Genomic DNA, 25,926 nt, shown 5'->3' on the forward strand with positions numbered 1-25,926 from the left:
TCAGTTTGCCGCGCTTCAAAATCGGCGGAGGCTGAAGTCGACCGAAAATGCAGGGCTACTTCAGACCATCCCTAGGCTGCCCACGTTTGCCTCCGCGATAGCGATAGCGCCGCGCTCAGCAAATTCGAGGAAGTGCTTCATGTCGCGGACACCAATTGAAGATGTCCGGGCGAGATCAATATCTTCAGGCTTAAAGGAAGCGAATACGCGCATCTCATGGCGTGCACGAGTGACCGCTACGTTGAGCCGGCGCTCACCGCCTGCGAGTGTCATTGGGCCGAAGTGCATGGTCAAATGCCCAGCAGCGTTTTTACCGAAAGTCGTCGAAAAATAGATAACATCGCGCTCATCACCCTGAACGCTTTCCAGATTTTTAACGAAGATTTTCTCGTACTGATTGTCGGCCAGGAAGCAATCAAGCCGTGGGTCTTTGCGGATTTCAGCCTCAAGTAGATCTTCAATCAACCGACGCTGCTCACCGTTGAATGTCACGACGCCAAAGGACATTTTCTCTTCTTGGCCGGCTTCAACACGCAAGCGAGCGACAAGGTCGTCAACCAACGCTTGCGCCTCGATCCGGTTGGTGCGGGAGCCCCCTCGGTCGTAAACACCTTTGACGTGGTGCAGTCAGTAACCGTGGCAGTCGTAAACTCTTCGTTCTTCAGCCAGACGCCGGCAAATGCATGACCTTCCGTGAAGATGGCCATGGGGTTAAGACCAGCCTGTTCAAGCGCTGCACAGAACAGCATGGTGGTGTCCATGCAGGTGGCCAGCCCATTGGCTGCAATGTGGCTGGGACTGCGTACCTTCTGGCCATTCAACTCGAAACTTGCCGGGGGCAGGGTGTAGTCGAGCCCCATTGCAAGAACGGCGTTCCAGATAGCCGACATGATTTCCCACGCATGTTCGGAGCCACTGCCGTAACCATCGAGAGATGAGCTCTTGCCCGCTTTGGTCAGTAGCTCGCAGGCCTTTTTGAGCAGAGTTTCAATGGCTGGATCGTTGGGCTGAACAAATGCGGCGGTCATCTCTGGGATGTGCGAGAGCCCACCCCACTGATTGCGGGGAAGCATCTCCAGAGAAAGCTCGCGCCTGGCCACTTCAACACGCGGGGCAGCATCGCTCGCGCCTGCGGCAGTCAGCTTAAAACTGAGCTTGGAGTACTCAGACTCGACCAGTCTCGTAAGTAGAGAGCTGTCAACCTCAACGTCCAAACCTGGGATTTGCAGAAAGGCATTTGCGCTGAGGGAATCAATGTTCCAAGTCTTAGGCTTGAAGATGGCTGGTTCTGCTGAGAGCGACAATGTCAGCGACCGGTAATGCTGGGCAGTCTCGTTGCGAATTCTGAGCTCACGAATCACCGGAACGGCATTCATGTAGTCAGCCAGGTTAAGCTTGGTGACCAGGGTGGTGTCGATTATGACGGTCTTGGCTGGCTCTTGGACGGCCTCCTCGATGATGGCCGCTCCCTCTGCGATATCCACCGGCTCAGGTGCAGCCAACTCGACGATACGCTCGTCACCAGAGGTACCGCCCAAAACTTCACTCATTTATGACTCCCTGTAGTTCGAATTCTCAACCGGCTCAATGACGACTGGAGACTGTGAAATTAAACAGCCTCCCAAATCCTGGGCAGCCGCGGTATCGGCTCAGAGTAATAGAAGAGGGCGGCACACCCTAGCTGAGCCTCAGAGGGGAGGCTTCGATGCTTTTGACTGTGCGCCCAGATAAACAGGAAATTCTCCATGCTTTCTACCGTGCAGAGCTGAAAAAACTCGTTCCGGAGCTGTTGGAGAAGTGGCAGGCCATCAGTAGGACGAACTGAAAATACGAAAAGAACAGAATATTAAGGCTTTGATTTTTCGACAAAATTTAATTTTTTTTATCTTTCAATACTGCTGGAGAAAAGTAAAAGCTAAGTGGTTGCGCTGTAATGACCCTGCCATGAACTAAAGATCAAAAATGGTAGATGATGACATCGACCAATGTATATAGCGATGCGCTATATACATTGCCAGCATGGAATAAATGGAGGGTTTTTTATTGGGAAATAGTCTAGGGGGTCTTGTTATCATCTGATATCTTGCCAGTGGGCCATCTCCACCTGTGCGACACAGTACTTATAAGAGAGATCACCATGGACCCATCTATTCCTTGTGCTAGGGAGGATGGGTTGTGATTAGGCGCAATTCTAAGGTTTCAAACTTTACCAATCGTGGCCAGCACTTTGGGAATTTATGGGTAGTCTATAGCCATAAAGCTCGAAGAAGCCTTACGATTGTTAACGACATTGAGCTATGCTACTGGCTTACATTTTTGGAGTTTCAGCCAGACGTACTTAAGTTTAACCTTCATCCCGCATTCCGTATATTACCCACCAAAACGCCACGAAAAATCCTACTGACATCCGAAGCTACTCTCGTAGACGGAACGTTAGAATGGCATTTACTTTATTCTCCAGAAAAAATCAATTTTGACTATCTGGCCGAGCTGAGAGAGCACGCCAACAGTTGTGGTGCAACGCTGCGAGAATTTACACCAGCGACTATCATTCCGCACAAATATAAAGTAATGCCTCTGCTGAAGGTATGTGCATGCTTGGCAGCTGGAAAAGAATATTCTCTTCCGCCAGAAATAGTAAGCAAGGCTCAATTTTACATCAGGCAGCGCGTCAGAGGTCGCATGAGTGATCTCTACGAGCAACTACGAGATTTTGACACGGCAACGGTGCACTATCTTGTTGCAAGAATGTTTGTCGAGGGTCGTCTTAAAGTTGAGTTGTCACCGTATTTTTTCAGTCCCAGCACCGAATGGGTGAGCGCATGAATGTTCGTGGGCGCTTAAAGGGTATCAATCTAGAAGAACTGATGCATGTTAATCCGGAGGCGCTTCAAGAAAATATTAGAGAGGTGTTTGCCAATAGGTTGACTGTTATTCGGTTAATTAGCCAGGGTAGAACAGGAAGCTTCATCTATCGTCGATGTGGTATTTCGAACTCCGAGCAAACTCGACTAGCTAATAGATTTCTCCAGCGTGACCCTGAAGGTAGATATTATGGCGATCGTGCCCTGATTCCCCAGATGCGTACAACAGAGTACCGGAGGAGTGCGCCTGTACAGCCAATGAGAAGCCAGCAGCAGGGTGGTTTGAGCGGAGTTCTTAAGCTGACATTAGAAAGGCATCCTACAGTTGCAACTGAAATTTCTAATTTCATTCTCCGATTTCACAGTGACTTTTCTGGTCAGAAATTTGATCGAAAATTCATTGCAGCAAAATTCAGATCGATACTGAAGGAGTCCGGTGTTACGGAAGATGAGTGGCCATTTAACCATAAAGGGTTAGGTCAAAGGACGATTGAGAAATATATTAATGAAATCCTGCGCAGCGATTTCATGTGTGCTGCTTCGACGCTTGGAGAGTTTGGCGTAACACATGCACAAATAGGTAGTGGGGAGCAAGGGTTGATCAGCCCCAGTCTACCATTTGACGTAGTGCAACTGGATGCCTACAAAGTCGACCAAATGTGCATAGTTAAAGCGGAGCCACTGCCCGGAATTCACACATCAAGAGTTATAGATCGTTTTTGGCTGTTGGCCGCTGTGGATACCGTGTCAACGGGAGTGCTTGCTGCGAGATTCGTGTTTAGCAGCGAGGTAAGGGCTCAAGACGTAGAGGATGTTTTGATCAGCGCTTTTCTGGGAAATTGGAAACCACGCGACGAAGCTGAGTTGCAGAACTTATCCTATGTTCCAGGTAGTGGAATGATTGGCTATGTGCTTCCGGAAACGAAGGGAGCGCTGTGGGGGGCGCTTTTTTTAGACAATGCGATGGCGCATCACGCGGACAGGATCAAGATTAAGCTAAAGGAATTGATTGGCTTCTCCGTAAGCTATGGTCAACTTAAACGACCTGAACGGCGATCCATAATTGAAAACACTTTTAAGCAGATTGCAGAACAAGTTATGCATCGGAGCCCGTCAACAACTGGGAGTGGACCCGGATTTGGCCGAGCAACTGATGCCGAAAGTAATGCAGAAAAATATGAGATATTTGTGGACGAGGCTGAATGTCTGCTCGACGTTTGGTTGGCTAACTTAAATGTAACGCCCAGGTCCGGCTCTACCTTCTCAATGAGTCCTGTTGAATTGATTCGAGCGCATTTGAATAATTATAAAGTGCCAATTTACCTTCCGGCGGCGCGGGAAGAGAGCCTTAACAAAACTAAGCTAAGCCTGGATGTTGAATACTGTATTGTCAGAGGAAGTGCCGAGTCAGGAGTGGCCCCGCACATCACTATCGATAAGGCTCGGTATACCAACAAGGTTCTATCAAGGTCGCTGGAGTTAGTAGGGCAGCGACTGCTCGTCAAAATTGACCCCAAAGACCTTCGGCAAGTGGAAGCGATTCTTCCCAATGGGCAATCGCTGGGTTGCCTGAGCGTATTGGGCTACTGGTCTAAGACTGCCCACAGTCGAATCACACGGAAGCTGATCAATCGTGCACTCAGGGACAGAACGCTGGAAATAACACGAAAAGACGACATTGTAATGTCCTTTGTAGATAACCTTTTAAGTAAGCCGAATAAGCGAAGCTTACTGGAATGGCAGCGAATGGAAAGGGAGCTTTCATCATTAGGGCAAAGCTCGTCAGGTGATGATTCAGAGAGCATTGAACGAACTGCATTTCAGCTCACTGACGGTGGAGTGACTAAGGTGGAGTTTCTGGATGATTTCTTTGATCAGTCCGCAGGGGGCGTTGCTGATGAATAGAGATCAGATGGATGCTCATGCCGTGTTCAGAAAGGATTTCACGGTAATAACCAATGCAATAGCAAAAGCAAGCAGCACGGCATTGGAAGCGATATTCATGCGGCAAACTGGCCTGATTTTTCACGGCCTTTCAAGAGTGGGAAAGACTTCGTGCATCAAGACCATCAACTCCAAGCTTCGCGGGTTTATGCCGCGCGCTTATGTAATCCAAATTGAGGTGGTCAAGAAAGAGGGTTCCTTCACAAACAATATACTCGATCAGCTAGCCACGGAGGAAGGTGTGAAGTTTCGAAGTCGAGAAACACCGGTAGGTAAATTAGATAGGATATCAGAGCACGTCATTAATCGTTGTGGTGAAAAATTTTGCAACCATTGGGTGCTGCTTCTTGACGAGTTTCAAAGACTTCGATCTCATGATCTACATGTGCTTTTTGATTTGTTTAACAGGCTGGATCGTAAAGGGATTACTATGACCATACTATCGTTTGCGATGCCAGCTGTTTTCAAACAACGTGAAGATCTCATGTATGCTGGGAACAGCGAGCAACTAATCGCGCGATTCATGAGTGAGCTCATCGAGTTTAAAGGCTGCACCAGCGCTCAAGATCTCGCGGTAATACTAAAGACTTTTGACGAAAAATCGGAATATCCTCCTAAATCAGGTATCACCTATACCAATGGTTTCGCACCTCAAGCATTCACAACGGGGTTCAGGCTGGAGCCACTTCACGGCTCACTCTGGAAAGCTCTTAACTCCGCCTCTGCCGGAGGCTATAAGAACAACGTACCTCTTGAACATCTATTTTTATCAATTCGCTACCTGCTAAGGTATCTGTCGCAAAATGATTCTTCCAGGATTGTCATTCCAGATAAGTTGCTCGATGAGGTGGTGCAGAAATCGAATCTTCCGCAATTTTGTATGCTCAATGGAGGAGGGCAGGGGTGAAGCAACTGCCATTTTTTATTCGACGTGCCTATCCATTCGAGTCTACTGTCGGAATCATTGCCAGCTTGGCGCGATTCAATGGGGTCAATCCTGTCGATGTAATGCGGTGGCTGGAAATAAGAAGCGCTGGGAATGTTCATAAGCTTTTCTATCTACCCGAGAGGGTTGCCAGCGCTCTGCCCTCAAGTCGGGCGCATGACTACAGGATGCATTTCCCCTCAGCGTTTCGACTAGCACCGTTCTCAGCGACAATGGTTGTACGGTACTGTCCGGAGTGCTTAGTCTGGGGATATCACTCTACCTTTTTTTGCCTGCCTCAGGTTGAAACATGCCTAATTCACAATGCCCCCCTCAAGCCGCTGTGCAAATGGTGTCACAGCATGTTGAGTCGTGATCTGCTTGATACACCATGCTCACAGTGTGGTTTCTATGTTTGCCAAGCATTAAACCAAGTTAAATACCGCTGTTCCCCAGCGATCGCCTTAAAAACATATAGAGCGGGAAAAGCATTAGCGGCGTGGTTTACATTTGTCCGGAGCGGCGCACAATCTGGATCACCTTTCTTTATAAAACTGGACAAGATCGGTAGCTACACTGAAGACCCCATTGATAAAGTACTCATTACTTCCCTCGGTTGCCCGATTGCTAAGAATGATGGCGTCGTACGGTGTCTAACCAAGATCGTGAACTGGGAGGTGCCGTCCAATCGCCGTCATTGGAAAGATTGGCAAGGTGCATGCCGAAATATAGAGACAGTCCATTTGCAGAGACATGAGTATTGTCTTGCGCATTGCGAAGGGTTGCTAGGGTATTGGGACGGAGTAAAGGCACCTAGACCAACATGCCTCAAAGCTGCAATTTACCTGCTCATTCGGTTGCGGCTAGCCATAACCTCCAGTGTGCCGTGGCTGCCTAGCAAGTTGGATTGCTTAGGTTTTGGATACATTGATGCGCTTCAACAATCGACATTCATTGATCAAGAGATCCCAGTGGTTTTGGTGAAAGTATATTATTTGAAGTTGTTATACGATGCTAGCATTTATCTCGAGCTTGGTTATGTCATAAAATTTAGAGTTAGAACGTGGCAAGGGCTGCTCCATGAGTTGGCGGCGCCCGCCGGCATCTCGATGAGGCGGGAAACAGTGTTGGGGGTCGTTTCTGAAAAAATGTTACGGTGCCCACATGTGCGTCGCGTCGTTAATACTCCTCATCTCTACATCTGTCGCGACAGCGACTCTAGTTGGACTTTGTCCTTGGCTTGCAGTGGAACCCAGCAAGTCATTATGGATTTATAGTGCTGTAAACAAGACAGCTATTTAGGAGTTTAATATGGTACCTAAAGGACCTTCCATTACACGCTTGGATGTAGCGCGCGCGGTTAATTTTTTGATTGGAGCAGGTGAGCAGGTGACGATTAGGGCAGTGAGAAATACTATCGGAGCCGGCAGCTTTACTACAATCAGCAAATATCTTCATGAGTCTGCTGTGCACTTGGATGGTGTTGGTACGCATGAGACGGATGAAGTCGCTGAGCGTAAATTGCCCAAAAAAGAGCTGGCTCCGCTACTGAAAAGCTCTGCAAGGGCGGACTGCCGTACAACCTCAGTGCTTGATGGCCTTGCAGGAGAGCTACGAGAGATTTTTTTTCAATGTGATGAGGTTATCCGCAAGGCTGAAATTGAAATAATTACTGCGCGAGAAAAGCTTCAGAGATCCATTTCAAACGCGGACAGACTAACGCACGAAAAGCACGCGCTTATTCATGAGGTTCGTAAATTGCGGGCTGAACTCGCGGCGCTCAAGGGGCATATTCAGTTCAAGAATCAGCAGTAGCTTGTATCAAGCCCCGACTTCACTGGTTTCGGCTCGAGCGCTGTCGAGCTATTCGCCTTGAGGCGGCGAGACCAGCCTTCAGCATATTGCTTTGGGCTGCAGGTTAACCGTGGCTTTCTGTTCTGCATGGTTCAGGATCATGAAGGCTATTAATCGCGGAGCGCCGACTGATCCGACAAAGCCCTTCATCGAAAATGCCCTCAGTAACCATGCTCCGACTTGAGGGGCAGCGATTTCGTAAAAGTGGATGTTTGGCGTTTTCTCAGGGACTTCTGTCGCTGTCAGATCTTTCTTCCGAAGCAGTGGCACCCGCGGCCGGGCCTAGCAACTGGCTCGCCTGACTGGATAGCAGCGCCCCAGCCTGGAAGTAGTTCATCACCGTGGTGACGCTGCGGTGCTCAGTCATAGCCATCACTTCGCCGAGCGGTACGCTCTGACGCCCTGCCTCGGTGACGAAACCTGAGCGCAGGCTGTGCGCGGCCCAATCGCCGTCCAGGCCCGCCAACTGCGCACGGCGCTGGACAATTCGCGCCACCTGGTCGGCTGACAGGCCTTGGGTGCCGACCTTGCCACCCCTATAAATTCGACGGAACAGCGGTCCGGATTCGGCAGGCGCGACTTCCAGCCAGGCGGCGAGGGCTAGTGCTGCCGGCCCACGTAGCGGTTTCTCGCGGCGCAGCCCGCCGGTGTCGGTTTTAGTCGTGCCCAGTGCGTAGAGCCAGGTGTCAGCATCCAGTCGGCGTACATCACCGATCTGCAAGCCGACCACTTCGGAGCGACGGCGGCCACCGCCACTCCATGCCAGCAGGAGGAGGGCGCGATCACGTACCCCGCGCACGCCGTCGGTGCAAGTGGCAAGTAGCGCTTGCAACGGCTCGAGGATGATGGCGGTTTTCTTGCGCACCGACACGCCATGGCGCGACTGGGCTTTGCGCGCTTCGCGCAGCAAGGCCTTCAACGCCGCCGTCTCGGTTGGACTGCCCCAGCCGTTAATCCGATGCCATTTACCGAGTACCGCCAGGCGATGGCTGACGGTGTTGTAGGCCAATGGGCCGAGTTTGGCCTTGACTCGCGCAGCCACCAGCGCGGCGTCGATGGTAGGTGGCAAAAGGTGCACCCAGCCACCGCCAGCCGTCGGACGAGCCAGGTGGTCAACCACAAACTGTATGGCTACCGAGGAGGGCAATGCCGCATCGCCCAGCGCCTGGCCGTAGCGCAGTTGCAGCCACGCCGACCAGTAGGCGAGAGCGCTGCGGTAGCTGCGCAGGGTGTTGGCTGCGGTACCAGCGGCGATGAACGCCGCTGCCGCTTCCTGGGCGTTGATCGCCAGAGAATGTAGGTCCAGCTGCGTTTCGTTGGCCAGCGATAGGTGTTCTGTAATATTTAATACGTTCAACGTATTATATTTCCAAATTCAAACAAATAAGATCGGATAACATTCATTTATCAGACCTAATATAGCGAGGAGCTGACGATGGCGGTAGGCGTACCGGAAACCGACGTATTTGCCGCGGCTGACGCGGTGTTGGCGCGCGGCGAACGTCCGACGGTGGAACGCGTGCGATTGGAACTGGGTCGCGGCAGTCCGGCGCGGGTCGGAGCGCTGCTCGATCAGTGGTGGGATGGCCTGGCGCAGCGCCTGCGCGGCGAGACGCGCCTACCCGGATTGCCAGCCGAGGTGGCACGGGCCTTTGTAGCGGTGTGGCAGCAAGCGATCCTACTGGCCCAGGATGTCGCCGAGCAGGGTCTGAGCGAACAGCGCGCGGTGCTAGACGCAGAGCGCGAACGGCTCGCGACGATCGAGGAGGCGGCACACAAGACCACCGCCCAGGCGCGGCAGCAGCTAGCAGTAGCCCAGGTCGCGCAACGGGCTGCGGAAGCCCGCCTCGCCGACCTGGAGCTTCTGCTCGCGCAACGCCAGGCGCAGTTGGACGACCTGCAGAATCGTTGCACGCTCCTCACCGCAGAACGTAAGGAAGCCCTGCACGAAGCCAGCACCCTGCGCCAGGAGCTGCTGCTCGCGCAGCGCCAGCTGACGCAAGAGCGCGAGTCATCGGCCGCCTACGTACGAGGTGTGGAGGACCGCGCCCATCGCGAAGTCGATCGCGCCCGCGAGGAGAGCAGGGCGGCGGCCGCTCAGTTGAAGACGGCTGGGAAGCAGCAGGAGCTACTACGCCAGCGGCTAGATGCCGCGCAGACCCAACTCGGTGAGGCGCAGCAACTTGCTGCTGCCGAGTCAGCACGGGCGATGACCCTCGCGCAACAGCTGGCCATGTCTACGCGCACCAAGCGCTCAGCCGCCAAGCCGACAAAAAGGCGAACGAAGAAGGTAGACCAGGACCAATGAACGCATAAATGTCCATCGTGACAATTGCTAGCGCACAGCGATATACCCGAGTATTGCCGGCGATTCGCCATCTCATTTCTCGCTGAGAGCCTGTCCATGCCATCACCGATGATCGATTTCCGAGCCATCCGCCCTCATCGCGGCAGCCAGCATGGAGGATTTGAAGAGCTCGTATGCCAGCTCGCCATGCTCGATACGTCTACTGGGGTGCCCTTTCATCGCAAAGGGGCTGGGGCTGATGCAGGGCTCGAATGCTACCGCGTTGAACCCGATGGTTCTGAGACTGGCTGGCAGGCCAAGTACTTTTTCGCGCTAGGCAGCGGTGAGGCTGGGCAGCTCAAAGAATCCTTCGACAACGCCGTAGCCAAGCATCCCAAACTAGCTCGCTTCATTGTTTGCATACCCTTCGACCTCTCGGACGGGCGCATGGAGGGACGAAAGTCTGAGCGCGATCGTTGGGACGCCTGGATGGCTGCGCGCCAGTCTTCAATCGCCCCCCGAAGGGTGGATATTCAACTATGGGGGAGCTTTGAACTGATAGAGAGGTTGTCGCGAAATGACTCTCTGCACGTGGGGCGTCGCACCTACTGGTTTGATCTACCGCATTTCGGAACCGACTGGCTAGCTGACCGCTTCGCTATCTCCCGTGCCGCACTCGGGCGTCGCTACACGCCAGAGCTGAACGTCGAGCTGGATATACGGCAGGGCTTGTCAGCGTTCGCCCGCGATCCCTGCTTTATGCGCCGCATCATTGATTGGGCGGATGATCTCGATGAGGGAAGGCATCGTGCGTTACGCGATATCAGTGCGGTACTGGAAGCTGCTCACGCAGAGGATGTGACGAGGCTCGTTGAGCAATCGGCTGCGATTTCAGCGGCGATTCGCACCGCACGGCTGGGGCCTACAGATACGCTACCGTGGGCCGAATGGCGCGCCTTGCTGGCAACCGCGTGCGCAACCCTTAACCGCTGTTCAACGGCGATCTGGGAGCTGCGTCGCCAGCCCGAAGGCGATCGAGAAACGGTACGCAACGGTTCGCGTGCCATCGAGCTTCTGCGTGAGGGTCTCGATAGTGTGGCCGAGGCGATTGATGCGCCTGGCGTCCGTTTAGCCAATGTGCGTCGATTGCTGCTTGTCGGCGAGGCGGGGGTCGGCAAGTCGCACTTGCTCGCTGACGTCGCCGAGCAGCACATCGCCCGCGGTTTTCCCGCCGTACTCATGCTCGGGGGTGCCTTCAGCGACGCCGAGCCCTGGCGGCAGATCGCCGAGCAACTCGGACTTGCTCATGCGCCTCCGGATGTGATCCTCGGAGCTCTGGACTCGGCGGCAGAGGCCATGGGCACGCGTGCGCTGGTGATGGTGGATGCGATAAATGAGCGGAATGGCGTTGCCGTCTGGTCTGAGCGACTGGCCGCGTTCCTCGCCGTTGCCGACCGTTTCAGTCATGTCGGGATTTTGGTCTCGTGCCGTACCACCTTTGTTCCTCACATCGTGCGCGATCTTGACTCGACGACGCTGCCTCGGATTGAGCACCCAGGCTTTGCCGGGAGAGCAGCTGAGGCTGCGCGCCGCTATCTCAATCAGCGTGGCATTGTGCGTATGGCGGCTCCGCACTTCGCCTTCGAGTTTGAGAACCCTCTGTTTCTGCGCACCTGCTGTGACATGCTTGAACGCCGAGGCTCGAGAGAGTTCCCGAAGGGCCTCGACGGCGTATCAAACGTCTTCGATTTCTACTATGCCGCGGTTGTCGAAGCACTCAATCACCGTATGGGGCTAGCCCCCAGGCTTAAGCGTGTTGAAGCTGCCATTGAGGCACTCGCTGAGGCGATGGTTGTTGCGGGAACTGGCTACCTCTTGATCGACACGGCAAACGAGATCCTAGAGAGGATTCACGGCTCAAACGGCCGCGCCGAGCAATCGCTGTTCTTTCAGTTAGAAAGTGAGGGGGTGCTCGCGGTTGAACCAGTGTACGACGACAACAACGATCCGGTTGAAATGGTGCGATTCACCTTCGAACGGATGAGCGATCATCGTATCGCTCAAAGGCTGCTCGATACCCATGTCGGAGAGGGTGATCCTGAGTTGGCATTCACTCTTGGCGGCCCTCTAGCACCTTATGTAATCGGCGCAGGATCGTATCGCTTCGCTGGCGTCGCCGAGGCGTTAGCCGTCCAGTTGCCCGAACGTTATGGCGTTGAACTGATCGATTTAGTTGATAACAAGAGGGACCGCTGGGAACTCCTTCACGCCTTCCAACTCAGCCTGCTGTGGCGTCGCCAAGAGGTCTTTACTGAGCGGACTTTGGATCTGCTGGAAGAGTGGGCGCATGCCATGGATGGTGACATCGTGCTCGAAACGCTACTGGCGATCTCCACCGAGCCTAACAATCGTTTTAACGCGAACTACCTCGACAGCTGGTTGAGACCGCTCTCGATGCCGGAGCGTGATGTTCAGTGGTCTACACGTGCAGCGGAGTTGGCCGCCAGTGATGACGATAACGAGGGTCCAATCGGTATATTGATCGAATGGATAATTGCCAACGGCCTTGAGCCGATCGACCTTCCTCGTGCCCGTCTTGCAGCGATCACGCTGGCTTGGCTCACCAGCCTCAGTCATCGCTGGGTGCGAGACATGGCAACCAAGGCATTGGCGACGCTGCTGGTCGATCGACGTGAACTCGCGACTACGCTGATTAAGCAGTTCGCCGGCGTTGATGACACCTACGTCCTCGACCGCGTGCTCGCTGCCGTATACGGTGCGGCGACTCGTCGCTCATGTGATGCGGGACTGGCCGAGCTTGCCCGTGCAGCCTTCAAGGCGGTCTTCGAGCGCAATCCGTTGCCAGTTCATGCGCTCGTTCGTGATCATGCGCGGGGGATCATAGAACTTGCTGCCAGCCGAGGGGTACTGCCTGCGGATATACCGCTGGAGCGAGTCAGGCCGCCATACCAAGGTGGTGTTGCTCTTGAAACGATCTCCGACAAGACCCTTGACGCTTACGGGGACGACTATGGTGGGCATCGGTATCGTGATGAAATCTGCAGTTCTGCGGTCGAAGACGGAGACTTTGCGCGCTACAGAATCGACTCGCTTGCGAGCAACTTTCTGCTCTTGCCTCGTGAAGAGCACGGCAAATCCATGCGCGAGATCTTCGATGCGTGGTACGCCGACACGATCGCATCGAATCCCGAACGCAAAGCAGCGTTTTCCCATGTCGTCGAACTAGCCGAACGGGCGCATTCAATGCCCTCCGGGTTCAACGAGTTTATCAGTCGGAGTAGTCGTTCCGCAGGGTTGGCCGAGGCGCGTCGTGCGGCAGAGAACGAGCGTGACGAAGCGATTGAAGAATTTAAGAACTCGTTGGATGAGAGTGAGACTGAAGCGTTCCGCGTTCGCGCGGAAAGTTATGTCTGTGGCCGCATGTGGAGCGAGAGCGCTCCGACCTGGCATCCGACCTATGCCCGCGATAGGTCACGTCGCTGGGTTGCATGGCGGGCACATGAGCTAGGTTGGACCAACGAGCGCTTCGCCGATTTCGATGGCCAGATGAGCAGCCATGGCCGTATGGAGCATCGTATTGAGCGCATCGGAAAAAAATATCAGTGGATTGCTTATCACGAACTGGCTGGGCGCCTGTCTGATATTGCCCTCGTTGAAGAACGATACGGAGACGTTCCGGTGCTCTATCAAGGACCCTGGCAAGTCGGTGCGCGCGAAATGGACCCGACCATTCTCGTGACCCGTACCAAGCAGCGCGACTCAGATCGGCAAGCCGCAACCTGGTGGTCACCCCATGCTTCGCAGTGGCGGGAAGATCCACCCGAGGCGCGCCTCGCGTGGATGCAAGATCAAACCCGAGATGTTCCTGATCCGGTTAAGCAGATTGATGTAACTGATCCTGGCGGTCGACGTTGGCTTGTGCTGGACACCAGCGTTGGACGAAATCAATGGGCCATGGTTAATGGCGAGCGGCAGATCCATCGAATGACTTGGCACAAGGTGAAATCGATGCTGGTTGCACGTGGCGATGTCGAGCACTTGGGGCGCAAGCTTTCCAGTTCGGCGAACAATCGCGACCATTTCCCCGAACTTGATATGCCAAGTGACGGCTATCTCGGCGAATACCCTTGGCATCCGGTATTCGAGGATGTTGATGGTGGCTGGGAAATTGATAGGCTCGGGAACATCTCGATCCAAGCCACTGTGGCCAACTGGCTCATCGAGCGATCAGGCTACGATTTTTCGGTCGAAGAAAGTTTCAATCTTACGGTCCCGGCGCCTGCACTTGTGCGAGGTCTTAACCTTCGTCTCGCAGAAGGGCGTTCTCTTGCATATGGCAGACCAGATGGAGAAATCCTTTTCAAGGATCCCTCGGTCGACGAACCCGGGTTTAGTGCGGCGCTGGTTGATCGTAACGTCATGCGTGCGTTTCTCGATGAAACGGAGCAAGAGCTGGTTTGGGTCTTCTCAGGTGCGAAGAGTGCACATGGGGGGCGGCACCATGGAAATGGATGGGGTGGGGAGCTCAGTTATTGGGGGATCTACCGATTCGACGGCTCCCCTATCCAGGGTACGCTCCACTTCGACTGCCAAGATGCCCGGGCCGAGCAACTGGTGGAGTTCCTCTCTCATCCTTAGCCGGAAGAGGGCGGCGCTCATTAGGATCGCCCCTAATGTCGAGTTTCTGAAAATGCACACCTATTCAACTTAGATGATAGGAGGCGCCTTTGCACACTGAGCAGCCCTTCTTAAAGTGTGACCGGCGTGCCCTCACTCCTTATAAGTGGATGTGGCGATGCGACATCGAGGAAATGGAGAGATATCTATGGAGAAAAATCGATGACGGCTGCCAAGTCAGCAATGAAAATGCCCGAGCTGCTGGTATTTGCCCGGCTACTCGCCACTGGTTTTATAGGTGCAGAGGTTGGGCGGGCCGCCTTCTACCTCGGCACGAGCTTTGCTCCAACAGTGTCTGGTGTAGCGCTATGCGCCAAAATCGGCGGGATACTCTTCGGGCTTCTCTTGTGCCTGATCTATGCAGAGGAGCGTGGGGCATACGCAACGGCTGTAAAATTGGGGCGCAGTCTTCGTATTGATCTGCTGGGGGCGCTTGTTGTGGGCATCTGGATCAACGAGCTGACCTCGCCCTTACTTTCCAAGGTCCATGTCGTATTGAAGAGTGCGGACCCTCATTGGGCCCTCGCGATCTTCTGTATGCTCTGCGTCGTGCTGTTGTCGCCACTGTTTCAAAAATATTGGCCGAGACGAAGTAGAGTCGCTCCTCAGCTATATTTCATGGCGGACGAAGAGATCCGGGACGATAACGAAGACTTGCTTGCAAACAAGGCGCAAGCCAAGTCATTCGCAGAGACTGTCCTCGCGAGTGGCGCTCATCCTGGGCTTGTCTTTGGGGTCGACGGGCCGTGGGGGGTAGGCAAGACAAGCTTCATCAATCTTGCTGAGCGTTACTGGGAAAGCGCTAGTGACCAAGTAATTGTTTGTCGATTCGAACCCCTTCGATACGCATCCGAACCAGACTTGGCAGATCGCTTAATTCGCGATTTATCTTCAGCGATTCAGAATAATGTATTCGCACCAGAGTTTCGGCCGACGGTTTCACGATACTCTCGATTGATAAAGGGGAAAGCCGATGTCTCGTTCCTAGGGTTCAAGATCTCCTTGGAACCTTCGCAGGAAACCGTAGATGAGCTACTTGATGATATAGACGAAGTCCTTCGGCGTATCGGGCGCCGTGTAATCATCGTCATTGATGACCTTGATCGTTTAGATGCAAAAACTACGAACAATGTTCTGTTTGCAACACGGCGAACCTTCAAGCTTTCGCAGGCCACCTATGTCCTCTGCTATGACACAGAGGTACTTGCTGGAAACCAAGAGGAAGGCTCTCGGGCTAGGGAGTTTCTTGAAAAATTTGTGACTGTCAAGCTAAGTCTATTCGTTGATAGCTCAAGTGTTCGCGACTTCCTGCGAAGGGACTGGCAAAACGCAGATACCCAACTAGGCACAATTCCTTCCGACACGATGCTGAAGCTCGGCTCTGTACTCAGCGAGTTAGCAGATATACTTGACGGCAACCTGGCGGCGAAGTACCTACCTCTTGTTGGCAATCTCCGCAAGGTGAAGCGCCTCGTAAACGCAATGCTGCTCATGCAGCTTGAAAAAAGCGATTTGCATCGGACGGACTTTAATAAACGGGATCTTATCAATCTCATGCTCTTGCACCTGAATTACCCAGGATTATTCAGGCAGATCTATGCAGAAGAGACAGAGGGGCGTCACGGAACCTTCTCCGTAAAGCGTAATTACGGCCAACGTGAATTTACGAATTCAGCTGAGTTCTCTGAGCTAGTGGGGGCTCAACAAGAGCCAGCCGCATTCCTTTTGACGCAGCTTTTCGATATAACAGTTCTCGAATTCAATGCGCTGAACGAAGCGGACGAGGCGTTGCTAGCATCACGCGCCTGTTTCAATCAGGACTCATTTAGAAATCTAGAGGGATATCTAAAGCTAATTGTGCGCTTCGTTACACCGGAGCCGCAGGAGACTTTTGTGCTGTACCAAAAGGCTGTTGAGGCTGTTCGAAACGGGGCGTCCATTGCTTCCATTTTAGCCTCACCTGAATTTCAGCTTGAGTTAGGAGAGCACTCACATGACCAATTCTGGAGGGTACTCGTCAACCAGTCCTATGACTTCACTCAGGCTACCGCCGACGATTCTATAAACACGCTTGTCGACTGTCTGCCGCTTTACGGGGCAGTCGAGGTTATGGATCGCAGCTTGCGGCAGAGGTCTGTGTACTCCCTACTGCGCCTTCTGGATCGCGCCGGTTGGGGCCGTACAGCAGGTCGCCGGCGCTCGAATACCCCGGAAAACATCGTAGAAATTGCATGGCGCATATTCGGCGAAGGACCCCATCTCAATCGCGGTCTACTTCAGCGCATTGCTAGCATTGATCGTGGCGCTCTTGGCTGGTACGACCTAATGCTGTTTCGGCTCCAATGTTCAGCAGATCGCCAGGGTCAGTTGCACAACCTGCATTCAGCCCTCATTGTGAATCAGGATATGAGTGCTGCAACAACCGGTTACGTCACCAACCTCGCTCTAATGGGCATGAGAAAATTGTCTCAAGAGGTTTTCGCACTGTTCAAGCGAGATTACATTGCCCCCCAGAGGAATTTTTTCTCAGCGGTCAACTGCGTCCGAGATGAAGAGCTTCTTGGCCAAGCTGCGTCGTACTCTGCTCAGTCGGAGTCAGAGAACCAACAATCTGAGTGGGCTGGAACCTCGATTGGTATACGGATTTCCGCCGCACGTTCGGCCATTAAGTCCTTTGTGATTTACCAACTGAGTAACCCGCAGGCTCCTGGTGGATCCGGCGTGGGCTGTGGTTACTACGACGAGTGCGGTGCCAACGATGGTGGAGGTATATCAAGGTTGATGAATTCATACGTATTTGATGTTTGCTTCAACCCCGCCATTGATGAAGACAACATCTTCTTGTTCATTGACCACTGTTTGGCGCACTTGAGCAATTCATTTTTTTCGGCTGTAGATGGAGATGGAGATGGCTACTTTGCCTCTAGGTCGGAACTTCCGGGAGGTCTCGATCCGGAACACATGGAGCGATACTGGCAGCAGCACCGAGAGTTAATTCGACAACGCGTCCTAGGTCATGAGGAGCGGCAAGTAGTTACGTCTAACTACATAGCTTATTACCATGAAGATCTTGCAGGAGTATTCAGGGTGCTTGATGAGATGGTTGATGAGCGAGCAGCGGCTGAAGGGGGAGGCGACGAGCTTTCGTCTACACCACCATCAGTTGTGTGAGCGAGTACTAGGTCTACGTCGGGTCAGTAAGCGGACGCACGATGTCATCGAAATAAAGTACCGCTTCGCCTATATCATCACACTTGGCCATAAAATTGCTATGTGGTCTCAATAACTCTCCTGGGAATATCGGCCTTGATCACCAAAATTCGAATCCGTGGTTATCGAATTTACAAGGATTTTCTTCTGAGGCCGAATCCCGGCTTAAATATCCTTATAGGAGACAACGACGCCGGCAAATCTACTCTAATGGAGGCAATTTCACTGGCGCTCAACGGCCGGATTGGAGGGCGTGGCATTCTAGAGGAGCTAAACCCGCATTGGTTTAACACTGAGATGGTGGACGAGTTTCTTTCCCTCAGGCAAGCAGGGAAGAAGCCAGCCCTACCGGAAATCCTCATTGAGCTCTACCTACAGGACACAGATGAACTGCAGGGGCTTCTAGGCGCCGTGAATGCCGACGTCCCAACCAATGCCTGTCCCGGTCTATTCCTCTCCATCTTCCCCAGCGAGGAGTACCAAGACGAGCTAGATGAGTGGCTCAAACATCCATCTGCATTGCTCCCCATCGAGTATTACACCTACGAATGGCGATCTTTCGCAGATAATGAGCTCACACGGCGGCCCCGGGCTCTCTCTGTGGCTACTATAGACTCTAGGACGGTTAAATCAGCCGCCGGTGTTGACTATCACCTTCGCCAGATACTAAGTGACCACTTGGAGTCATCCGAGAAGGCACAGATATCTCTGGACTACCGCAGCATCAAAGCATCTATGACGGATGGTGCGTTAGCACCGGTGAATAAGCGACTCTCCGGTATTGATGCTGCGTTGCAGCAAGAGCCAATGGCCCTGGCGATGGATCAGACATCCCGTACGTCATGGGAAAGTGTGGTCACTCCACATGTTGACGGCCTCCCATTTGCAATGGCAGGCCAAGGCCAACAGGCAGCTATCAAGATTTCACTCGCGATGAAGCGTCACTCCTCGAAGGCGAAGATCGTGATGATCGAGGAGCCGGAGAACCATCTATCGCACACTAGTCTGACGACTTTGCTCGATCGTATCGAGGCCCTGAAGACGGAAGAGCAACAACTCTTCATTTCAACTCACAGCACCTACGTGCTCAACCGCCTGGGCCTGAATGCGTTGCTCTTACTGCATCGCAATAGCGCTGCCAAAATCACAGAGCTTGATCCAACCACAGTCAGCTATTTCCAGAGACTGCCTGGCTACGACACTTTGCGCCTGGTGCTCGCTAAGAAAGTCGTGCTGGTTGAAGGTCCTTCGGACGAAATTATCTTCGAACGCGTCTACAAGGATTGTTTCAGTCAACGCCCAATGGGCCATGGTATCGATGTCATCAGCATGCGAGGGTTGGCGCTGGCTCGATGCCTTGAGCTTTGTGCTGCGATCGATAAACCTGTAGCTGTAATGCGCGATAACGACGGCGTTGATCCTGAGGAGCTATCTAAACCGGTTGAAAAGTGGCTAGACCATAAACGGCGAGCGCTTTTCATCGGTGCCGTCGCTAATGGCCGCACGCTTGAGCCGCAACTCATAACCGCAAATGGCGAGCCTCACTTGCGCAAGATGCTCGGCATCACCGCTGCAGCAAACCTGGAAACGTGGATGGCTCGTGAGAAAACGGAAGGGGCCATTCGACTGGCGGAATCAGTCGAACATCTTAGCCCGCCTGATTATATGAAGGCGGCAGCCGAGTTCATCCACCATGTCTAACCATCTAACTCTTGCAGTTGCTGGCGGTAGAAAAACTCAAGGGCTGGTAGATCATTGCAAAGCATTGCCCAATGATCGGCGCCTACTTCTCGTTACGTTCACTCAAACCAATCAGCAAGAACTGATTCAACGGCTCAGCTCTCAGGTCGGTGACCGCCATAGCGTGGAGGTTATGGGCTGGTACACCTTCTTGCTACGCCATTTCGCAAAGCCGTTCCTGCCATTCAAATTCCCAGGTGAGCGGGTAGGGGGGTTCAGTTTCGAAGGACGCCCCGGACAGTTTGCGAAAGGCAGGCACAGGTTTATGGACAGCAGCAATCATCTGTATGCCTGCGAGCTCGGCCGTCTCGCGAGTGAACTGATGGCAGCGACGCCGGCATTACTTCGCAGACTGGAATGCCTTTACGACGAGATTCTGATCGACGAGGTCCAGGATCTCAGTGGCTATGACTGGGAGATTGTGCATGGGCTACTGCATTCACGAATCGACATTCGCATGGTCGGCGATGTGCGCCAGGCGGTGCTCTCAACTAACCCGAGGGGGCAGAAAAACAAGCAGTACGGTTACGCAGGTGCACTTGAGTGGTTTCTAGAGCGCGAAGCAGATGGTCTGCTAAGGATTATCTACGCGACTACAACCTACCGTTGCCGAGCCGAGATTGCGGCGTTCTCGGACACTATTTTTGATAAATCGTGGGGTTTCCCAGAGACCACCTCAGAGAACCACGTAGAGTCTGAGCACGATGGTGTGTTCCTAGTGCATTCGAAGCATGTCAGCCAGTACGTCGAGAGCTACCAGCCCCAGTGCCTGCGTAACACCGCATCTTCGGGCAAGGATTTCACTTTAGACTTCATGAATTTTAAGGTTTCGAAGGGAGCCACATTCGAGCGTGTGTTGATCGTGCCAACGGCGCCGATCAGGACATTTATACAGAAGCAGGAGTGCTTGGAGGCTACGGCCGCAGCGGCGTTCTATGTAGCTACAACAAGGGCAAGACAAAGCCTGGCGATCATCATCGATAATCCAGGAAACTCCAAGCTGCCAGTGTGGGTGCCATGAGAGCGGATGCGCATTTTTAATTAATGCGTCAAGGATGCCAAACTGACAGCAATTTTCTCAGTAACAATCTGATTTTCCTGCCGTTTCATTTTTATCTGTGTTTGCGCAGATTTACCTGATCTCGACAGCTGCTCAAGCGGAGACTCTCGGCTCTGGGGGTTAGTTCTGGTTCCTCTAGGACGCTTATTCGCCTAGTGGCTATGCGTTTCACTTTGTCGCGGAGTCCATGTGCTCAACTAATTCGTCAATTCGGTCTGGAACACTGGGAGTCTTGCTCAGCACAATGCAGCGAGTAGTGCCGACATACTCTTCGATGAGATAGAGGCTGTCCCCGACCTCAACTCCCATTGCTTGGAGAATTTCATCGGGAATCCGGATGGTGCCATCGCCGTCCCAGCCTTGAATCACTACCCGAGTTGCAACCATCTTTCGAAACCTCTGATGGTAGAGCTGACGCCCTACAATGACGGACTACTTCTGTCGTTACGAGATACCCTCTAAGAATTGATGTCACTCCGCCGCAGATGCATTTCGGCCGAAAAAATAACGTCGGTAACGATCAGTGCCTCCAGGTTTCTCCGGTGATGCATTGAGTAGCTGACGCCATTGGCGACTTTATAGAGGTAGCCCGGATCTCCGGTGGGTCCATCTCGAACGATGCAAATTTCTTTCAGTGGTTCCATCAGCCACGTTGAGTGGCCATTGACGTGTGCCGGTGTGACCAGCTGCACTTCCTCCGCCCAGGCCAGATTTGACTGATCATCAATGATCTTTTTTAGGTCATGGGCGTGATGAAGCATCAGCATGCTTCGATAGGCCTGACGGCCGTGGCGTCGAGCGATTTGCAGGTAGAACCAAGGCCAGCTGATCTCCTGCTCAACATAGCTCCACAGCTGGGTGGTGGCACCCTTTGCGGTATCCAAGTGGATCTCCGCACTCCGGTAAGTCGTGAACATAGCCCTGCACCTGAAAATGAACCCTATAGATTGTAGCCCTATAGTGTTCGCGAAGGCTTCATCGATTCTTTTTCAGGATCGGTAAAATGGAGCTGAGCACAGCATTCGGGCTGGCGCTTAAAAGGTTGCGCAAGCAGCAGGGCCTTACCCAGGAAGACTTTTCCAACATCAGTAGCCGAACCTACCTGAGCAGCCTGGAGCGCGGTATTAAGGGGCCGACCATCGAGAAGGTCGAGCAACTCGCCAGCGTGCTGGATCTCCACCCAGCTACCATTCTGGCAGCCGCCTATCTCATCAAAGAAAACGGGGTGGCTCGACGTGACCTCGTTCTGCGGATTGAGGCGGAGCTCAAGCTTTTTGAGAATGAGGATTATTCGTAGTGCGGCCATGACCTCAGTCATGCGATCGGATTAGAAATGGAGCCCAATCCCTGAACCTGACGGGGCCTTTCGGACATTACTTGTGAGGTCTACTGCCAGAGTGCTCGGGTGGAAGATTTTGTCCGCAGCACGGTACTCCTGGGGTGCTAGCCCCGGCGGCCAAATTAAGCTCCAATGCTCCGCGCATCCACCGAGGCATTTTGCAGGTCATCAGGGTGATTTGGTCTGCAGGTTTAAGCGCGTTGTGGATGGCTGTAATGCATCCTGCGGTTGCACCCTCTTTGCCTAGATAAAAGATGGCACTGATTGCTGTCCCAACTTCGGTTCCGGCATGCTGCATAACCAAAGGAGGGGCATGTATCAGGCGGACCTCACCTTTCCCGAAATGGAATGATCGACTTGGCCCGCTGGTGTAGTAAATCGGGACCAATGGCATCTGGGTACTGAGACCAAACATTCGTACAGCATTGGCGCCATGAATTTGGAGGGTTTGACGGTTCTGCCTGGCAATCAAGCTCACGACCTCCCAAGCACTAGGCCGGTACCGCGTCCCATACCGACTAGGTTTGGGGCGCATGTAGATACCTCGATGTAGCCTCTCTAGTTCGCCTCTGTTGATCAGCAGTGCTACTGCCTTGTAAACGGCGCTGCGTGTTCCAATTTCCGCAAAGCGCCTGATCGAGAAGGGCTGTCCTTTCGGTAGGCGCTTGACCCGCTGAGCAATTCGGATAGATGTCGATTGAGATTTATCACTCGGCATTGCTGTTTCCACGTCTAGCGTATGAACTCTATCGCAGCTTCCTGCGGTCGAGGACGGATAGTGATCGTCTATTTTCTGCCCTATGGTAATACTTGCGAATCAAGCTAGGGTCAGTAGAGGTGCCAGAGGGTGGATACAGACAATCTCGACCACTTGGTCAACCATTTTCAATGGCTGGCGTCGACTCGCCTCACTTGATCTACTGATATAACTCTGGCTCGGCCCTAACCCTTTACACGAATTTCGTAATTTTTTTGACCGTCAGCACCAAGCGCTTTACAGAGCTCCACTGGCTGTTCCGAAAGAAGACCAATGATGTCTCCGGTTCGGAGTGGCACGTCGGACAGGTCCGTAATGATCGCGAGCAGTGAATGCCTCTATTAGCTCAGCTAATGAATTGGGGGCGATCTTTTTCTGTAGAGTTTCTAGACTCATTCCGGTAGCCATCCCAGCGCTTGCAGCGCATCGCCCCCGCGGTTGCCCCTGACAGGAGTTCGCCCATGACAAGACTTCAAATCAACGGCCAAACCAAGGACGTTGAAGGCCCCGACGACATACCGTTGCTATGGGCGCTACGCGATGAACTTGGCATGACCGGAACCAAGTTTGGCTGCGGCATGGCCATGTGCGGTGCCTGCACCGTGCATATGGACGGTGCGGCCATTCGCTCGTGCGTCACTCCAGTCTCGGCGGTAGCCGGGCGGGCAATCTCGACCATCGAGGGAATGGAGGCGGATCGCGTCGGGCAAGTCGTGCAACAGGCCTGGATCGAGAACAACGTCGCCCAGTGCGGTTACTGCCAGGCAGGGCAGATCATGACGGCGGTGAGTTTGCTCAAGAGCACGCCGAAGCCCAGCGAGCAGCAGATCGATCAGGCCATGAGCGGTAACATTTGCCGCTGTGGCACCTACCCGCGCATCCGCGCAGCAATCCAGCAGGCTGCCAACCAACTTGCGCAGGGAGGCTTGGTATGAGCATCAAATCTGGACTCTCCCGACGTGTCTTTCTGCAAGGCAGCCTGGCTGCGCTAACGCTGGCCGTGACGGCCAAGGGACTGGTCACCGCCGCCTGGGCCGATGACGGCGCCAAGAAATACGGTGCCGATAGTATGCCTGGCGGTACGGTGGACGATCCGCTGATCTTCGTTTCCATTGTTGAAGATGGCACGGTCACCATCGTCGCGCACCGTGCAGAAATGGGTACAGGCGTGCGCACCAGTCTACCGATGGTGGTGGCGGACGAGATGGAAGCGCGTTGGGAGCAGGTCAAGATCGTACAGGCTGAGGCTGACGAAACGCGCTACGGCAACCAGAACGTGGATGGCTCGCGTAGCGTGCGCCATTTCCTGATGCCCATGAGGCGTGTCGGTGCCGCAGCGCGTCAGATGCTCGAAGCGGCCGCCGCAGCGCGCTGGTCTGTGCCTGTGTCTGAGGTCAAAGCTATTCAGCACGAGGTCGTACACGAGCGTACCGGGCGGCGCCTGGGTTACGGCGAGCTGGCGGTGGATGCGGCCAAGCAACCGGTACCCAATGCCGACGCACTCAAGCTCAAGGCTCGGGAAGATTTTCGCTACATCGGCAAGGATCGCGTACGCCTGGTCGACTTAGAGGCGATTGGTAAGGGCCAGGCCACTTACGGTATGGATATGCGTCTACCAGGCATGGTCTATGCCGTAGTGGCTCGTCCGCCCGTGGTTGGCGGAAAGTTGCGCCGATACGACCCCAGTCAAGCGATGGCTGTGCCAGGCGTCATCAAAGTGGTGGAAGTGCCTGATATGAGCGGCGCACCGGGGTTCCAGCCTCTAGGCGGTGTAGCGGTCGTCGCGCGCAACACCTGGGCCGCACGCCAGGGACGCGCTGCTCTGAAAATCGAGTGGGACGACGGCGCCAACGCCAACTATGACTCCGTTGAGTACCGCCGAACGCTGGAGAGTGCAGCGCGCAAGTCCGGCAAGGTAGTGCGCGACCAGGGTGACGTTGCGCAGGCCTGGAGCAGGGCGCCTGAGGCCGAACGCCTGGTCGCGGAGTACCACGTGCCGCATCTGGCTCATGCCTCAATGGAGCCTCCGGTGGCCACCGTACAGATCCAGGGTGGCAAGGCAGAGGTCTGGACCTCTATCCAGAACCCCGTCGCGGCACGTGATGCTGTGGCGGCGCGGTTGAAGCTAAAGCCCGAGAACGTCAAGGTCAATGTGCTGCTTCTAGGCGGCGGTTTCGGTCGCAAGTCCAAGCCCGACTTCGTAGATGAAGCTGCCATCGTCGCCCAGGCTATGCCTGAAGGGACGCCGGTCAAATTGGTATGGACCCGCGAAGACGACATCCAGCACGACTACCTTCACACCGTTTCGGTTGAACGGCTAGAGGCGGTCGTCGACAGCCAGGGCCAGGTCCGCTCGTGGCTGCACCGCAGCGCGGCGCCCACCATCGCCTCGCTTTTCACCGAAGGCGCCATGGGCGAGCAGATCTTCGAGTCGGCGATGTCGGCGATCAACATGCCTTACCGCATTCCGAACGTACGAGTGGAAACCGCCGAGGTGCCCGCACATGCCCGCATCGGCTGGTTCCGCTCGGTGGCCAACATCCCGCATGCCTTTGCGGCGCAGTGCTTCATCGCCGAACTGGCTCATCGCGCAGACAAGGATCATCGACAGTTCGCTCTCGACCTGATCGGCCCAGCGCGCCAGATCGATCCGGGCACGATGGCCGATACCTGGAACTACAGCGAGTCGCCCGAGCGTTACCCTTACGATACCGGTCGCCTGCGTGGCGTGATCAACGCTGCGTGCGAGGGAGCAGGGTGGGGGCGCGAACTGTCAGCGGGACATGGTCTCGGGCTGGCATTCTGCTATAGCTTCCTCAGCTACACGGCCGCTGTGGTCGAGGTGGCAGTGGACGACAAGGGTGCAGTGCGCGTGCTGAGTGTGGACATGGCGATTGACTGCGGTCCGCAGATCAATCCAGAGCGTATCCGCGCACAACTCGAAGGGGGCGCAATCATGGGCCTGAGCCTGGCACTGAGCAGCGAGATTACGTTCGCCAAGGGCCGAGTGGTTCAGAGCAACTTCCATGACTATGAAGTATTGCGCCATAACGCGTCGCCGCGGGTTATCCGTACCCATCTGGTTAATGACGACCACAATCTGCCTCCCGGTGGTGTCGGTGAACCGCCGGTACCACCGGTTGCGCCTGCACTGTGCAATGCGATCTTTGCTGCTACCGGCAAACGTGTGCGTAGTCTGCCGATTCGAACAGTGGCGTAAGTTAAGGTGCCTAGCTGACCGCCAAGGT

General features: G+C 54.1%; 19 protein-coding genes. 13 read left to right on the plus strand and 6 right to left on the minus strand.

Going from position 1 to position 25,926, the window contains the following annotated elements:
* Positions 1-60: 60 nt before the first annotated feature.
* Both ACIGKL_RS16270 and ACIGKL_RS16275 read right to left on the minus strand, forming a co-directional pair.
* The gene (locus ACIGKL_RS16270) at positions 61-561 is read right to left on the minus strand and encodes an AAA domain-containing protein (RefSeq protein WP_397487574.1); all 501 of its coding nucleotides are present in this window, start codon (positions 559-561) and stop codon (positions 61-63) included.
* On the minus strand, positions 489-1,550 hold the full coding sequence (locus ACIGKL_RS16275) for a hypothetical protein (RefSeq protein ID WP_397487575.1): 1,062 nt from the start codon (positions 1,548-1,550) through the stop codon (positions 489-491). The genes ACIGKL_RS16270 and ACIGKL_RS16275 overlap by 73 nt, the downstream gene beginning before the upstream one ends.
* 625 nt (positions 1,551-2,175) lie before the next feature.
* Here ACIGKL_RS16275 and ACIGKL_RS16280 point away from each other — a divergent pair.
* The 5 genes from ACIGKL_RS16280 to ACIGKL_RS16300 all read left to right on the plus strand — a co-directional run bounded on the left by ACIGKL_RS16280 (position 2,176) and on the right by ACIGKL_RS16300 (position 7,548).
* Positions 2,176-2,826 (plus strand): hypothetical protein, encoded by a 651-nt coding sequence (locus ACIGKL_RS16280; protein WP_179573134.1) that lies wholly within the window; start codon positions 2,176-2,178, stop codon positions 2,824-2,826.
* Positions 2,823-4,769, plus strand: a complete 1,947-nt coding sequence (locus tag ACIGKL_RS16285; RefSeq protein WP_179573133.1) for a hypothetical protein — start codon at positions 2,823-2,825, stop codon at positions 4,767-4,769. The genes ACIGKL_RS16280 and ACIGKL_RS16285 overlap by 4 nt, the downstream gene beginning before the upstream one ends.
* Positions 4,726-5,715: an ATP-binding protein gene (locus ACIGKL_RS16290; protein WP_179573132.1), complete on the plus strand. Its 990-nt coding sequence runs from the start codon at positions 4,726-4,728 to the stop codon at positions 5,713-5,715. The genes ACIGKL_RS16285 and ACIGKL_RS16290 overlap by 44 nt, the downstream gene beginning before the upstream one ends.
* 380 nt (positions 5,716-6,095) lie before the next feature.
* A complete protein-coding gene (locus ACIGKL_RS16295; RefSeq protein WP_397487577.1) occupies positions 6,096-7,010 on the plus strand; it encodes a hypothetical protein in 915 nt (304 codons plus the stop codon).
* Positions 7,011-7,044: 34 nt separating this feature from the next.
* A complete protein-coding gene (locus ACIGKL_RS16300; RefSeq protein WP_119691274.1) occupies positions 7,045-7,548 on the plus strand; it encodes a DNA-binding protein in 504 nt (167 codons plus the stop codon).
* Positions 7,549-7,810: 262 nt separating this feature from the next.
* Here the strand turns inward: ACIGKL_RS16300 and ACIGKL_RS16305 are convergent, their stop codons facing one another.
* Positions 7,811-8,944 carry a site-specific integrase gene (locus ACIGKL_RS16305; protein ID WP_179573131.1) on the minus strand — a complete coding sequence of 378 codons (1,134 nt, stop codon included), beginning with the start codon at positions 8,942-8,944 and terminating at the stop codon, positions 7,811-7,813.
* A gap of 78 nt (positions 8,945-9,022) precedes the next feature.
* On the opposite strand from ACIGKL_RS16305, the gene ACIGKL_RS16310 reads away from it, so the two are divergent.
* The 5 genes from ACIGKL_RS16310 (at position 9,023) to ACIGKL_RS16330 (ending at position 20,543) form a co-directional block, all read left to right on the plus strand.
* Positions 9,023-9,895, plus strand: coding sequence for a DNA-binding protein (locus ACIGKL_RS16310; RefSeq protein WP_043101717.1), 873 nt, complete (start codon positions 9,023-9,025; stop codon positions 9,893-9,895).
* Between the two features lie 96 nt (positions 9,896-9,991).
* Complete coding sequence (locus ACIGKL_RS16315; protein WP_179573130.1) at positions 9,992-14,533, plus strand: ATP-binding protein; 4,542 nt, start codon at positions 9,992-9,994, stop codon at positions 14,531-14,533.
* A gap of 201 nt (positions 14,534-14,734) precedes the next feature.
* Positions 14,735-17,743: a P-loop NTPase fold protein gene (locus ACIGKL_RS16320; RefSeq protein ID WP_397487578.1), complete on the plus strand. Its 3,009-nt coding sequence runs from the start codon at positions 14,735-14,737 to the stop codon at positions 17,741-17,743.
* A 135-nt stretch (positions 17,744-17,878) separates the two neighbouring features.
* The gene (locus ACIGKL_RS16325; protein ID WP_179573128.1) at positions 17,879-19,483 is read left to right on the plus strand and encodes an ATP-dependent endonuclease; all 1,605 of its coding nucleotides are present in this window, start codon (positions 17,879-17,881) and stop codon (positions 19,481-19,483) included.
* Entirely contained in the window at positions 19,476-20,543 is a 1,068-nt protein-coding gene (locus ACIGKL_RS16330) for a UvrD-helicase domain-containing protein (protein ID WP_179573127.1), read from the plus strand. The genes ACIGKL_RS16325 and ACIGKL_RS16330 overlap by 8 nt, the downstream gene beginning before the upstream one ends.
* Positions 20,544-20,750: 207 nt before the next feature.
* Here ACIGKL_RS16330 and ACIGKL_RS16335 read toward each other — a convergent pair whose 3' ends face one another.
* On the minus strand, positions 20,751-20,969 hold the full coding sequence (locus ACIGKL_RS16335) for an AbrB/MazE/SpoVT family DNA-binding domain-containing protein (protein ID WP_043101729.1): 219 nt from the start codon (positions 20,967-20,969) through the stop codon (positions 20,751-20,753).
* Between the two features lie 71 nt (positions 20,970-21,040).
* Entirely contained in the window at positions 21,041-21,499 is a 459-nt protein-coding gene (locus tag ACIGKL_RS16340) for a hypothetical protein (protein ID WP_043101733.1), read from the minus strand.
* A gap of 86 nt (positions 21,500-21,585) precedes the next feature.
* Here ACIGKL_RS16340 and ACIGKL_RS16345 point away from each other — a divergent pair, with 86 nt between their 5' ends.
* Positions 21,586-21,879 (plus strand): helix-turn-helix domain-containing protein, encoded by a 294-nt coding sequence (locus tag ACIGKL_RS16345; RefSeq protein WP_043101735.1) that lies wholly within the window; start codon positions 21,586-21,588, stop codon positions 21,877-21,879.
* A 76-nt stretch (positions 21,880-21,955) separates the two neighbouring features.
* Here ACIGKL_RS16345 and ACIGKL_RS16350 read toward each other — a convergent pair whose 3' ends face one another.
* A complete protein-coding gene (locus tag ACIGKL_RS16350) occupies positions 21,956-22,639 on the minus strand; it encodes a DUF6088 family protein (RefSeq protein WP_397487579.1) in 684 nt (227 codons plus the stop codon).
* A 500-nt stretch (positions 22,640-23,139) separates the two neighbouring features.
* On the opposite strand from ACIGKL_RS16350, the gene ACIGKL_RS16355 reads away from it, so the two are divergent.
* Together ACIGKL_RS16355 and ACIGKL_RS16360 are read left to right on the plus strand one after the other, a co-directional pair.
* The gene (locus ACIGKL_RS16355; RefSeq protein WP_179573125.1) at positions 23,140-23,613 is read left to right on the plus strand and encodes a (2Fe-2S)-binding protein; all 474 of its coding nucleotides are present in this window, start codon (positions 23,140-23,142) and stop codon (positions 23,611-23,613) included.
* Positions 23,610-25,898 (plus strand): xanthine dehydrogenase family protein molybdopterin-binding subunit, encoded by a 2,289-nt coding sequence (locus ACIGKL_RS16360; RefSeq protein WP_179573124.1) that lies wholly within the window; start codon positions 23,610-23,612, stop codon positions 25,896-25,898. Before ACIGKL_RS16355 ends, ACIGKL_RS16360 begins: the two co-directional genes overlap by 4 nt.
* Positions 25,899-25,926 lie beyond the last annotated feature (28 nt).

This window comes from Pseudomonas sp. NPDC077186 (assembly GCF_044543505.1).
In the GTDB taxonomy this organism is placed as follows: domain Bacteria; phylum Pseudomonadota; class Gammaproteobacteria; order Pseudomonadales; family Pseudomonadaceae; genus Aquipseudomonas.